We start from the raw sequence: 13,532 nt of genomic DNA, 5'->3' as shown, positions 1-13,532 counted from the left end.
GAAAAAATTTTGGAATATGTCAGTTAAGGTTCCCTTTCATTCCTAATTTTAGTGGAAATTATAACACAACTTTTCGCTCTTTTTTCTTGCTTAAATTGACTAATTTTGATAAAAACCTTAATAAAATTAGTTTTATATTAGCAGAATAAAAGCCAGATACGATTTAAGATTAATAATCCGTTTTAGTAGTCCTAAATTTAATTACCCGTTAGCCACATAAAATGACTGGAACGTTTGAAACATTTTATGTAAAAACACATTCCGATTTAATGTAAAAGACTTGTTTTTTTTATACAAAATCGCATCACATTAAATTTTACAGTAACAAAATGAAACAAAATTACAATCTTTTACTTGCAGACGATGACGAAGATGATTGTGCTTTTTTTAAAGAAGCACTGGAAGAACTGCTTTTACCAGTATCACTTGTAACGGTTAATGACGGTGTACAGCTTATGGATTTTTTAGCTGATAAATCGGCTGCCAATCTTCCTGACATCCTTTTTCTGGACCTGAATATGCCCAGAAAAAATGGTTTTGAATGTCTTACTGAAATAAAAAAAATCGACAGGTTACAAAAGCTTCCGGTTATCATATTTTCGACTTCACTTGACATGAATATTGTGGATAACGTGTATGAAAAAGGAGCATTGTACTACATCCGGAAACCCGGCGATTTTTCTAAATTAAAAAAAGTGATCGGAAATGCACTTGCCATAACTGCTAAAAATAATTTCAAACAACCTGTAAAAGAGCATTTTATACTTCAACCATAAATTTTATTTGCATGGGGCGTACCAATAATGAGCATTATTTTCTGGCGGGTGGCGGAGAAATGGGCGAAGAGATTCGTGCCAGGGACTGGAGCAAAACTCCTTTGGGAGATCCTGAAAACTGGCCACACAGTCTTCAGACCATGGTTACGGTTATGTTGCACAATCCTTTTGGAATGTATATTGCCTGGGGCGAAAATTATACCCAATTGTATAATGATGCATTTCGTCCTATTCTTGGCACCAGCAAACATCCTCAGGCTTTAGGAATAAGCTCGGAAATAACATTTTCTGAAATCTGGGAAACTATTAGCCCGATGTTTGATGAAGTGAGGAGCGGGAAAGCTGTTGGTTCTCCTGATTTTATGGTGCCTTTAAACAGAAACGGATTTACAGAAGAATGCTACTTTGATTTCTCCTACAGCCCGATTAAAAAAGAAGACGGAGAAGTAGGCGGTATACTGGTGACGGTTATAGAAACTACTGAAAGAAAAAAAACTACTGAAGCATTAAAAGAAAGCAATGCCCGGTTTATCAATAATATCATGCAGGCCCCTGTTGCCATGTGCGTCTTTAGAGGTAAAGAGTATATCGTTGAAATTGCCAATAAACAGATGATTGAATTATGGGGCGTAAAAAGTGAAGACATACTCAACAAACCTATTTTTGAAGCATTACCCGAAACCAAAAATCAATATCTCGTAGACGTACTGGAGAATATTTATCGCACAGGCGAAAAATTCATTGCCAACGAACATCTTGTGCAGCTACCACGAAAAGGCAACATAGAAGATACGTATATCAATTTTGTATATGAAGCCCTGACAGAACCTGATGGAAACATTTCGGGTATTGTAGCAATTGCCATAGAGGTGACAGCGCAGGTACTGGCCCGCTCCAAAGTAGTTGAGAACGAGCAGAAAATGAGGCAACTGGTCGAAAATGCTCCTTTTCCAATTGCGGTGTATGTTGGAGAAGAGATGAACATTGAACTTGCCAATGAATCGATTATTAATTTATGGGGCAAAGGAAATAATGTTATCGGAAAGTCCTTTAAAGATGTACTTCCGGAACTTGATAATCAGCTTGTATTTGAGCAGATAAAAAGTGTTTTTGATACCGGAAAATCTTTTCATACTACAAATACACCTCTTGACCTGACTATAGACGGGAAGCTGCAGACCCATTATTTCAATTACAGCCTGACACCATTGTACGATATAAATGGGAATATTTATGGCGTCATGAACACCGGAGTTGATCTTACCGATCTGAACGTTGCAAAGAAAAAAATAGAAGAAAGCGACAAACGTTTCCGTAATACCGTAAAACAGGCCCCTGTTGGAATAACCATTTTGCGCGGTCCCAATTATATGGTCGAAATGGCCAATGAAGCCTATTTAAAACTGGTTGGCAGAGCGGAAGCTGATTTTGTCGGCAGGCCTCTTTTCGATAGCCTGCCTGAAGTTAAAGAAACTGTAAATTCACTTTTAGAAGGTGTTTTTAAAACAGGTGTCGCATATCACGGAAATGAGGTTCCTGTCCCTATAAACCGATATGGAAAAGAAGAAATCTGCTATTTTGATTTTCTTTATCATCCTTTAAAAGAAGAAAATGGCGAAATTTCGGGAATCATAGTTACCGTAACCGAAGTAACCGAAAAAGTCGAAGCCAGAAAAAAAACAGAACTGAACGAAGAAAGACTAAATATCATTGTAGAAGCCAGTGAACTTGGTACCTGGGAACTGAATGTAAAAACCAAAGACTTCCACTACTCTGAACGGTACATAGAAATTGTAACCGGGAATAAAAATATTTTAAATTTAAGTCACAGTGAGCTGGTAAAACACTTGCATCCTGATGATCTTCATGTTAGAGAGAAAGCGTTTAAAGAGGCTTTTGCTTCGGGATACATACATTATGAAGCACGATTGATCTGGGAGGATCAGTCGATTCATTGGGTAGAAGCCAAAGGAAAAGTGTTTTTTGATTTAAACAACCAACCTGAAAAGCTTTTAGGTACGATACGGGATATTACGGAAGAAAAACAATATCAGCAAAAAATTGAGGAGAGCGAAAAAAGATTCCGCAATCTCGTTATGCAGTCTCCCGTGCCAAAAGCAGTACTGAAAGGAAGCGATTTGATAATCGAAATGGCCAATGTAGCCCTATTGAAAAACATCTGGAAAAGAAAAGAAAGCGACGTTCAGGGCAAAAAAATATTTGATGTATTTCCCGAGCTTAAGCAACAAAAATATGCACGCCTTTTAAATGAAGTTTCTAAAACCGGAAAAGTACATTCCGAATCTGAATCCTTACTTTTTATTGAGGGAGAAAATGGAAAACAAAAATTTTATATTGATTTTGAATGCGCTCCCTTAAATGAGGCAGATGATAACATCTCGGGAATAAAAATTACACTGATTGATGTAACGGAAAAAGTAGAAGCCCGAAAGAAAATAGAAGAAAGCGAGAAACGTTTCCGTTCGCTGACCGAAAGTATTCCTCAGCTAATCTGGGAAACAGACGAAAAAGGAAATGCCTTGTTTGCTTCGGGAAAATGGCTGGAATTCACGGGAATTCATCCGAAAGGGGAAGAAGAATGGAGATCCATGATTCATCCAAATGATTTTGAAGAAAATGCCAAAACATGGAGTCATAGTCTGGCAACAGGTGAACCTTATCGTTGTGATGTCCGTCTAAAAAATAAAAACGGAGGTTACCGATGGCATACGGCAATTGGCGAACCCGTTTTGGATAAAGACAATAAAATTATAAAATGGGTTGGTGCTTTTACAGATATTCAGACCGAGAAAGCTTTTACACATGAATTAGAAAAACAGGTGGCAGAACGAACAAAGGAACTGGAGAAAAACAATATTGATCTGGAGAAAATGAATAAGGAACTTCAGTCTTTTGCTTATATCTCGAGCCATGATTTACAAGAGCCTTTAAGGAAAATCCAGACTTTTGCAACACAAATTATAGAAAGAGAATCTCAGAATCTTTCTGAAATCGGGAAAGACAAATTCCAGAGAATGCAAAATGCAGCCCAAAGAATGCAAACCCTGATTAATGATTTACTTTCCTATTCCAGAACCAGTACTTTGGAAAGGGTATTTGAAAAAACGGACCTTTCTGAAATCATCAATGAAGTTAAAGAAGATTTAAAAGAAGAACTTGAACAAAAAAATGCTACCGTCGAAATTATTGAAGGTTGTGAATTAGGTGTTATCCCATTTCAATTCCGACAATTGATCTATAATCTTGTCAGCAATTCTATTAAATTTTCAAAACCGGAAATTGCACCGGTCATAAAAATAAAATGTAAAATAGATAAAGGTGAAAACTTTAATAATGAACTTCTTAAAAGTAAAAAACAATACTGCCATATAAGTATCTCTGACAATGGTATTGGTTTTGACCAGCAGTACAACGCAAAGATATTTGAAGTCTTTCAGCGTCTCCACGGAAGAGAATTATACAACGGAACAGGAATTGGCCTGGCCATCGTAAAAAAAATTGTGGAAAATCATAAAGGATTTATTTCTGCTAAAGGAGAATTAAATGTTGGTGCTTCTTTTGATATTTATATTCCTTATTCTGAAATTTAAATTAAGGACAAAAAAAAACGGAAACAACTTCACAAGTCGTTTCCGTTTTAATCCCAATCATAAAATCAGGGTTGAGCTCAAAGTTTTTACTATCTGGTATATACTGTAATGATACCTGTAGTTTTGTCTTTTAGTTTTAATTCTTTGTTAGTAAGATTCATGATATCTGAAGTCGTAGTTACACCACCGATAACAAGAGTCAAATCATTATGAGATCTTACGTAAGTCCCTGTAGTTTCTACTAAGGCACAACTAGCACCGCTATAATCACCTACAACTGCTGAATTACTTAATTTTAATTCTAAGTAATCTCCAGGACATCCACTTTGATTTGCAGGAGCATCAGTCAATTGCTCACTTCCGTCTGGACCAACAATACCTTGTTTACTAAGATTGTATTTTCCCTGAATAGGAACAATTGTTTCTCCTTCGTTATCATCGTTACTGCAAGACATTGCGAACATACCTAAGCCTAAAGCTACTACTAATACTAATACTATTTTTTTTAAATTTTTCATGATCTGATTTGTTTAATTATTTGTTGTTTGAATTATATATGACAAAATTAACAGGAAACAACTTGAGGAATGTTCTACAATTTTTCGATTTTCTTACATAATTTATATTTTAAGATAATTTTAACCTGAAAGATTGCATTATCATCAGGTTTTTGTTTGAATCATTTCTTTAATCCTATTCGTGGTTTTCAAAAAGCGAAACAACAGTTAACTATTTCATAACCTTTACATTACGATTAGTTTATATCTTTTTTATTAATTTGATTAAAACTAAATACCATGAAATTCTTCAGCCTAAAATTCCTGACGTCAATTAAAGAATGGCTTTTTTTAAGAGCTATGCAATCTACTTTCCTTCATTAATACACTTCAAATCATAAAGGAAAGCAGTACTTAAATGAATAAAACAGAAAACGCACTTTTAAATAAAGAACAATTTGGAGAGGATTTCCTGTGGGGTGTTTCCACCGCCGCTTTCCAAATTGAAGGAGCACACGACGCCGATGGTAAGGGAGCTTCTATCTGGGATGTTTTTACCTCGAAAAAAGGTAAAATAAAAAATGGCGATCATGCCCTTTCAGCCTGTGATTTCTACAATTACTATAAGAATGACATTGCATTAATTCGTGAATTAAACATTCCCAACTTTAGATTCTCTATCAGCTGGCCACGGATTATGCCCACCGGAATTCACCCCGTAAATCAATCCGGCATTGATTACTATAACAAAATCATCGATTTTTTATTAGAATGCAATATAGAACCGTGGGTGACACTTTATCATTGGGATTTACCCCATGCTTTAGAAGAAAAAGGAGGCTGGACCAACCGTGAGTCGGTTTCCTGGTTTTCAGACTATACGGAAGTATGCGCACAACATTTCGGCGACCGCGTAAAAAACTGGATGGTAATCAATGAACCGTCTGTTTTTACAGGTGCAGGCTATTTTCTTGGAATACATGCGCCGGGCCGAAAAGGCCTGACCAATTATCTTAAAGCCATACACCACGTCACACTGGCTACAGCTGCCGGAGGAAAAATATTGCGAGAGAAAGTTCCAAAAGCCAATATTGGCACCACCTTTTCCTGTACACATATTGAGCCCGAAACGGAAAAACCAAAAGATGTAGAAGCTGCAAAACGTGTCGATACTTTACTCAACAGAACTTTTATAGAACCTGTTTTAGGGCTTGGCTATCCAAAAGAGGATTTAGCTGTTCTTAAAAAACTGAACAGCTATATTATAGGAGGTGATTTAAATAATTTGTCTTTTGATTTCGATTTTATCGGCCTGCAATGCTACACGAGGGAAATCGTAAAAGCCTCCTTGCTGACTCCCTATATTGGAGCCGAATTGGTAAGCGCGGAGAAAAGAAATGTAATCGCTACCGAGATGGGCTGGGAAGTCTACCCTCCTGCCCTTTATCATACAATCAAAAGATTTAATGCCTACAAAGGCATAAAGAAAATTATCATTACCGAAAACGGTGCCGCTTTTCCTGACGAAGTCAAAAACGGAAAAGTATATGATATCCGTCGTACACAATACATCCGCGATCACTTAGAGCAATTATTAAAAGCAAAAAAAGACGGCTATAATGTTGACGGTTATTTTGTCTGGAGCTTAACCGATAATTTTGAATGGGCCGAGGGATACAACGCCAGATTCGGACTTATCCATATTGATTTTGAAACCCAGAAAAGAACCATTAAACAATCCGGATTGTGGTTTCGTGATTTTTTAGGTCAAAGCATATAAATCAAAAAAGAGGAAAAGAGTTTAATTCTTTTCCTCTTTTATTTTAAATTAAATGCGGATAATTGCCCTATTTTTCAAAGTGTGGTTTTCGAGACCATTATAAGCTTCTTCAATGTTTTCAAAAGAAAAATCTTTTAGGTTAACTGCTGGTTTTAGCTGGCCGGAATTAGCAAGCTGAGTAGCATTTTTTTTAATCTGAAAATCGGACTTAAATTCTTCAGGGATAAGTGCTTTCATGTTTTTATATTTTGTATTATTGTTAGTATTAAAAATTTCTATTACAAAATTCTGCAATGTTTGACTGTAAATTGTTGTAAATTCATGTTCTAAAAGTATTTTTTTTTGTTATGACAAACGATGTATTACATGAACCTTACGAACTGGTTCTGAAAGATTTAACGGAAGAATACCCAAGAGGCGGACACATGCACAGTTTTTTCGAACTGGCGTACATAGTACAAGGCAAAGGAATACAGCACATTAACAGTAATACACTTCCCTACAAAACAGGTGATTTGTTTTTGCTGACTCCCGACGACCTGCACAGTTTTGATTTTGAAGAACCCACACAATTATTTTTCATTCGATTTAATAATTATTACTTAAGCGGGATTTACCAGCAGGAATTATTACAGCGAATTGAAATAATCCTTAAAAATGCTTCACACGAACCGGGCTGTGTTATAAAAAATGAAGACGATATCATTATCGTTCAGCCAATTATGGAAGCCATCATCAGGGAACACGGCAACAGAGGATTGTATCACACCGAATTACTTTCACATTACATCAAAACAGTACTGGTCATCATTGCACGAAATATCATGATGAGCCTTCCGGAGAAAATCAACGAACATAGTGATCAGAAAGTGGTTCGCATCTTACAATATGTACAGGCCAATATTTATGATCCGGAAAAGCTGAAAGGATTTCATATCAGTAATAAATTCGGCATTTCCGAGACGTACCTGGCCCGATTTTTCCGCAAACACACCAATGAAACCTTACAGGAATACCAAACCAATTATAAGCTTAAATTAATCGAAAACCGACTGTTGAATACTGACATGCGTATTAATGAAATTTCTGCCGAATTTGGCTTTACCGATAAAAGCCATTTTAATAATATGTTTAAAAAACACAGGGGCGTAAATCCTACGGAATTCAGAAAGATGTTTTTTGGGTTTGGAAATTTTTAAATAACCACCAAATTTTTTCTGCCTAAATACGGAATTTACAAATTCCTGAAACTATCAGCACTGAAAAAGTGGTTCATTAGAAGTTTTTATTTCAAATAAAATTAATTACATTTGTGAGAAATTTTATACTAATTATAGTAATATCCATTATATAACCTATATTTGTAAAACTAAATCTTTAGAGGTGGCACAATCAGCATTATTTTTATCCGGAGAAATTTTAAAACGGGCAAAAGAACAGGACATTGAGATTTCTAATATGTCGTTACAAAAACTTTTGTTCATTGCCAATGGATTATATCTTGCCAAAAATGGCGTTCCGTTAATTCAGGAACCTATTGAAGTCTGGCCATATGGTCCGGTTATCAAAAGCGTTTATCAAGAATTTAAAGAATATGGGAACTCTGCCATAAAAAAAATTCCATTGAGTTATTCTCTCAATCAAAACAAAGAGCTTGATAAAACTGCAGATGATGTTATAGAATTTGCTCTGGAAGTAGCCAAAAATCTTAATGCCATACAATTATCCAACTGGACACATCTTCCCGATTCTCCCTGGACGGAGGCAAAAAGAAACAACGACAAGGAAATATCAAACGACCTCATGATTCAATATTTCAAGAAATTTGTAAATAAACCAATCAGCGAATAATGGCAGGGGGCTTTAATCTGGGCGGTCTTATTAGCGATGTAGCTAATGCGCCAGCGAGTTCGGTATCTATTGCAGAGTTTATTTCTTATGAGAAACACCGCTCCGATATTCAAAATTCCAATCAGAACATGGTGGAAAGAAAACGATATGCAGAATATATTTTTTCTTTTACCTGCATCTGGTGCATCTGTATCTTCTTTATCCTGATGTGGAAAGGTCTTGGAAAACTAAATTTATCTGATGAAATCATCATAACGTTAATTGGTTCTACCACATTGAATATATTGGTTTTCTTTACTCTGGTTACCAAATATCTTTTTAATTCGGAGAAATCTACCTAAGCGGCAAACTAAAAAAATAAAAAACCTTCCGAAAGCGAACTCTCGAAAGGTTTTGATCTACAACTTAATAACAATTTTTATTTCCAACCTCCGCCTAAGTCTTTGTAAACATTGACTGCAGCATTTAATTGGTCTTTTTTCGTTTCTATCAGTTCTAATTTAGATTCCAAAGCATCACGCTGCGTCATCAGAACTTCGAAATAATCTACTCTTGCAGATTTAAACAAGTCATTAGAAACATCGATGGATGTGTTTAAGGCCGCTACCTGTTGCGATTTTAAATCGTAGCTTTTTTCTAAATTACTAATTTTGGAAAGTTCGTTTGAAACTTCTATATACGCGTTTAAAACCACACGATCGTAATTGTACAAAGCCTGAAGCTGTCTGGCATTGGCATTACTGAACTCGGCTTTGATCGCATTTCTGTTAATCAAAGGCGCAGCCAGATCACCGGCTAAGGAATACAAAAGCGATTCCGGAAACGTCAACAGGTACGAAGGATTAAAAGCATTTACACCTACTGCAGCCGAAATATCCAGTGAAGGATAAAATTCTGCACGGGCCACTTTTACATCCAGTTTTGCAGCTGTAAGCTCCATTTCTGCCTGTTTAATATCAGGACGGTTCTGTAATAATTGAGAAGGGATCCCAGAATTAACAGTTGATGGCAACAAACTTAAAAAGTTGTTTCTATCTCGCTTAATTTCCTGTGGATATTGACCCACCAAAAAGTTAATTCTGTTTTCCGCTTCTTTTATTTGCTGAAGAATGTCAAACTCTTTGCTTTTAGAATCCATAACTTCAGCCTGAAATTTCTGAACACCCAGCTCCGTTGCTCTGGATGCCTGTTTCTGAATCTTTACGATTTCCAAAGCATTGGATTGCAATTCTATAGTTTGTTTTACAATATCTAACTGGCTGTCAAGCGCTAACAATTCATAGTATGAGTTGGCGATTTCAGCAATCAGATTGGTCACTACAAAGTTCTTTCCTTCTACGGTTGATAAATATCTGCTTACTGCCGCTTTTTTGGAATTGCGCAGTTTTTTCCAGATGTCTACTTCCCAGTTGGCATAAGCTGCTACCACAAAATCACCAAGCGGGTCCGGTGTTTCTTTACCGGGTTTAATTTCTGTAGTCGCATCACCTGCACCCTGGCTGGTATATCTTCCTACTTTCTCTACTCCTGCACCCGCTCTGATACCAACAGTTGGCAAATAAGCCCCTTTTTTGATACGAACATCGTTCTTTGCGATTTCAATTTCCTGCAAAGTGATCAGTAATTCCTGATTATTTTTCAGGGCCGTATCGATCAGATTGACCAGGTTTTGATCTTTAAAGAAATCGCGCCACGGAAGCGTAGCCATATTTATTGTGTCCTTGCTGTTGGTGTAAGCTTCAGGAACAACTGCTTTGTTTGGCGTTTCGGTAGTGGCCTGCGGAGCCTTGCAGCTCACCGCTGCAAGACAAAGACCTAACGCAATACTATATTGTAACTTGAATTTATACATGATTATCATCAATTTCTTCTGTTAATGGATTCTCCTCTTCATTTTTTACCAGTTTGTGTTTCTCTGATATTTTGGCAAAAATGTAATACAATCCAGGAATAACAAATACTCCGCAAATGGTTCCTATAAGCATACCCCCGGCAGCTGCTGTACCAATAGTTCTATTCCCAATTTTACCCGGTCCTGAAGCAAAAGCAAGTGGCAGTAATCCGGCTATAAAAGCAAATGAAGTCATTAAAATAGGACGGAACCTTGCTTTGGCACCTTCCATGGCTGATTCTAAAACCGTTTTTCCTGCAGCATGCCTTTGTATGGCAAATTCTACAATCAATACGGCATTTTTACCCAAAAGACCAATAAGCATTACCATGGCAACCTGAGCATAAATATTATTCTCTAATCCTGTTAATTTTAATAAAAGGAAGGCTCCAAAAATACCTGCCGGTAAAGAAAGAATCACTGATAATGGCAGAATAAAACTTTCGTATTGTGCTGCTAAAACCAGGTACACAAATCCCAAACAGATTAAGAATACCCAAATGGCCTGATTTCCCTGTGCTACCTCATCGGCAGAAATACCTGCCCAGTCAATATCATAACCCCTAGGTAATTTTTCGGCAGCCACTTCCTGAATCACTTTAATCGCTGTACCACTACTATATCCCGGAGCGGCACCACCACTAATTTCAGTAGAAGTATACATATTATGTCTCGTAATCTCAGAAAGACCGTATACTTTTTCTAATTTCATAAAGGCAGAAAAAGGAACCATTTCATCACGATTGTTTTTCACGTAAAGTTTTAAAATATCATCTGGCTGCGCACGGTATTCCGGAGCTGCCTGAACGATTACTTTATAATTAATTCCGTACTTGATGAAACTGATTTCGTAGTTACTTCCCACAAGAGTGGACAAGGTATTCATTGCATTTTCGATAGAAATTCCTTTTTGCTGTGCCAGGTCATTGTCAACTTTCATCATGTATTGTGGAAAACTGGCACTAAAGAAACTAAAGACATTCGATAGCTCTTTGCGTTTGTTTAGTTCTCTTACAAACTCATTATTGATGGTTTCCATTTTTCTGTAATCACCAGAGCCTGTTTTATCCAGCAAACGAAGTTCAAATCCTCCTGCTGCTCCATATCCCGGTACTGCAGGCGGCTGGAAAAATTCGATATTGGCACCCGGAATATCTTTCGATTTTTCTTCCAGTTCCGTCATAACTTCCTGAACAGATTCTTTACGATCGTTCCAGTCTTTTAAGTTAATCAAACAAGTTCCGGCATTAGATCCTGTACCTTCTGTCAAAATTTCATAACCTGCCAAAGAAGAAACCGATTTTACTCCGTCTATTGTTTCGGCAATTTTTTGTAATTTCTCGGCAATATTATTGGTTCTTTCCAAAGATGAACCCGGAGGCGTCTGAATAATAGCATAAAACATACCCTGATCCTCATTCGGAATAAATCCGGAAGGAACGGTACTACTGATTAACCATGTTCCGGCGCAAAAACCTAAAAGCGCAATAATGGTAACAGCTCTTCTGTTTACAATTTTAGCTAATACGTTTTGGTATTTCCCTTGTGCCAGGTTGAACTTGTTGTTAAATCCGTCTATAAATCTGTTTACAGGCGTTTTCTTTTTAGGTTTACCGTGATTATTTTTCAACATCATTGCACAAAGTGCCGGTGTCAGCGTCAAAGCCACAATACCCGAAAGTATAATCGCTGTTGCCATTGTAATCGAAAACTGTCTGTAAAATACTCCAACAGGACCGGACATAAAGGCCACCGGAATAAATACCGCAGCCATCAGGAACGTAATCGCAATAATAGCTCCTGCAATCTCGTGCATCGCTTTTTTAGTTGCCTTAAGTGCCGACAGATGTTCTTCTTCCATCTTGGCGTGAACGGCTTCAATAACCACAATCGCATCATCGACCACGACTCCAATAGCAAGTACTAAGGCAAATAATGTGATCAGGTTCAATGAAATATCAAAGAAGGTCATGAAGATAAAAGTTCCGATCAGGGAAACCGGTACCGCAATCGCCGGAATAATCGTTGAACGCCAGTCTCCTAAGAAAAGGAATACCACCAATCCTACCAGAATAAAAGCTTCAATCAAAGTGTGAATTACTTTTTCGATAGAAGCATCCAGGAATTTAGAAACGTCATAAGAGATTTCATAATCCATTCCTTTTGGGAACTTTTGCTTGATTTTCTCCAGTTTGGCTTTTACATCTTCAATAACCTGATTGGCATTACTTCCAAAAGATTGTTTTAATACAATAGCCGCAGATGGCTTACCATTCAAATTTGAATAAATATCATACATCGAACTTCCAAATTCAATTTTGGCCACATCTTTAAGACGTAAAAGTTCTCCGTTACTATTTGATTTTACGACAATATTCTCATATTGTTCCTTAGTTGTAAAACGTCCGGAATATTTCAGTACATATTCGAATGCCTGAGATCTTTTACCGGAACTTTCTCCTGTTTTACCAGGTGAAGCTTCTAAACTCTGGCTTGATAATGCTTCCATTACCTCATCGGCAGATATTTTATAAGCTAACATACGGTCAGGTTTCAGCCAGATACGCATTGCATATTCACGTGTTCCCAAAATATCTCCCGATCCGATACCATTTACCCTTTTCAGCTCTGATAACACATTGATATCTGCATAGTTGTACAAGAACTTCATGTCGGTATTTGGATCGGTACTGTAAAGATTCACATACATCAGCATACTCGGAACCTCACGGGTGATCTTTACACCTTCTCTAACTACCAACGGAGGTAGTTTGTTTGTAACAGAAGCCACACGGTTCTGAACGTTAATCGCAGCCTGATTTGGATCTGTACCAAGATTAAATACGACCTGAATACTTGCTTCACCGTCATTTCCGGCATCAGAAGTCATGTATTTCATTCCGGGAACTCCATTTAAAGCTCTTTCCAACGGAATAACAACCGATTTGATCATCAATTCACCATTAGATCCAGGGTAATCTGCCGTAACGTTTACCATTGGCGGTGAAATGGATGGGAATTGGGTGATCGGTAAATTCAATACCGACAATACCCCTAAAAAGACAATAATCAGCGATATCACTATCGACAGTACTGGTCTTTGAATAAATTTATTAAACATTTTTA

Annotated in this window: 10 protein-coding genes; 6 read left to right on the top strand and 4 right to left on the bottom strand. The window is 37.1% G+C overall.

What is annotated here, in order from left to right:
• The first annotated feature begins 329 nt into the window (after positions 1-329).
• Positions 330-776 (top strand): response regulator, encoded by a 447-nt coding sequence (locus LPB89_RS09250; RefSeq protein WP_230701470.1) that lies wholly within the window; start codon positions 330-332, stop codon positions 774-776.
• Between the two features lie 11 nt (positions 777-787).
• Complete coding sequence (locus LPB89_RS09245; protein WP_230701469.1) at positions 788-4,387, top strand: PAS domain S-box protein; 3,600 nt, start codon at positions 788-790, stop codon at positions 4,385-4,387.
• A gap of 89 nt (positions 4,388-4,476) precedes the next feature.
• Here the strand turns inward: LPB89_RS09245 and LPB89_RS09240 are convergent, their stop codons facing one another.
• A complete protein-coding gene (locus tag LPB89_RS09240; RefSeq protein WP_230701468.1) occupies positions 4,477-4,905 on the bottom strand; it encodes a lipocalin family protein in 429 nt (142 codons plus the stop codon).
• A 397-nt stretch (positions 4,906-5,302) separates the two neighbouring features.
• Between LPB89_RS09240 and LPB89_RS09235 the strand changes: the two genes are divergently transcribed.
• The gene (locus tag LPB89_RS09235; protein WP_230701467.1) at positions 5,303-6,664 is read left to right on the top strand and encodes a GH1 family beta-glucosidase; all 1,362 of its coding nucleotides are present in this window, start codon (positions 5,303-5,305) and stop codon (positions 6,662-6,664) included.
• 48 nt (positions 6,665-6,712) lie between these two features.
• Here LPB89_RS09235 and LPB89_RS09230 read toward each other — a convergent pair whose 3' ends face one another.
• On the bottom strand, positions 6,713-6,901 hold the full coding sequence (locus LPB89_RS09230; RefSeq protein ID WP_230701466.1) for a hypothetical protein: 189 nt from the start codon (positions 6,899-6,901) through the stop codon (positions 6,713-6,715).
• A 110-nt stretch (positions 6,902-7,011) separates the two neighbouring features.
• Between LPB89_RS09230 and LPB89_RS09225 the strand changes: the two genes are divergently transcribed.
• The 3 genes from LPB89_RS09225 (at position 7,012) to LPB89_RS09215 (ending at position 8,856) form a co-directional block, all read left to right on the top strand.
• Positions 7,012-7,863 (top strand): AraC family transcriptional regulator, encoded by an 852-nt coding sequence (locus LPB89_RS09225; protein ID WP_230701465.1) that lies wholly within the window; start codon positions 7,012-7,014, stop codon positions 7,861-7,863.
• Between the two features lie 184 nt (positions 7,864-8,047).
• Positions 8,048-8,515: a type II toxin-antitoxin system antitoxin SocA domain-containing protein gene (locus tag LPB89_RS09220; RefSeq protein ID WP_230701464.1), complete on the top strand. Its 468-nt coding sequence runs from the start codon at positions 8,048-8,050 to the stop codon at positions 8,513-8,515.
• Entirely contained in the window at positions 8,515-8,856 is a 342-nt protein-coding gene (locus LPB89_RS09215) for a hypothetical protein (protein ID WP_230701463.1), read from the top strand. Before LPB89_RS09220 ends, LPB89_RS09215 begins: the two co-directional genes overlap by 1 nt.
• A 77-nt stretch (positions 8,857-8,933) precedes the next feature.
• Here LPB89_RS09215 and LPB89_RS09210 read toward each other — a convergent pair whose 3' ends face one another.
• Both LPB89_RS09210 and LPB89_RS09205 read right to left on the bottom strand, forming a co-directional pair.
• A complete protein-coding gene (locus LPB89_RS09210; RefSeq protein WP_230701462.1) occupies positions 8,934-10,367 on the bottom strand; it encodes a TolC family protein in 1,434 nt (477 codons plus the stop codon).
• Positions 10,360-13,527 (bottom strand): efflux RND transporter permease subunit, encoded by a 3,168-nt coding sequence (locus LPB89_RS09205; protein WP_230701461.1) that lies wholly within the window; start codon positions 13,525-13,527, stop codon positions 10,360-10,362. Before LPB89_RS09205 ends, LPB89_RS09210 begins: the two co-directional genes overlap by 8 nt.
• Positions 13,528-13,532: the final 5 nt, after the last annotated feature.

Origin of the sequence: Flavobacterium sp. ENC (assembly GCF_020991415.1) — a bacterium.
In the GTDB taxonomy this organism is placed as follows: domain Bacteria; phylum Bacteroidota; class Bacteroidia; order Flavobacteriales; family Flavobacteriaceae; genus Flavobacterium.
The sequence above is the reverse complement of the archived record's forward strand: the minus strand, read 5'-3'. Positions and strand labels throughout refer to the sequence as shown.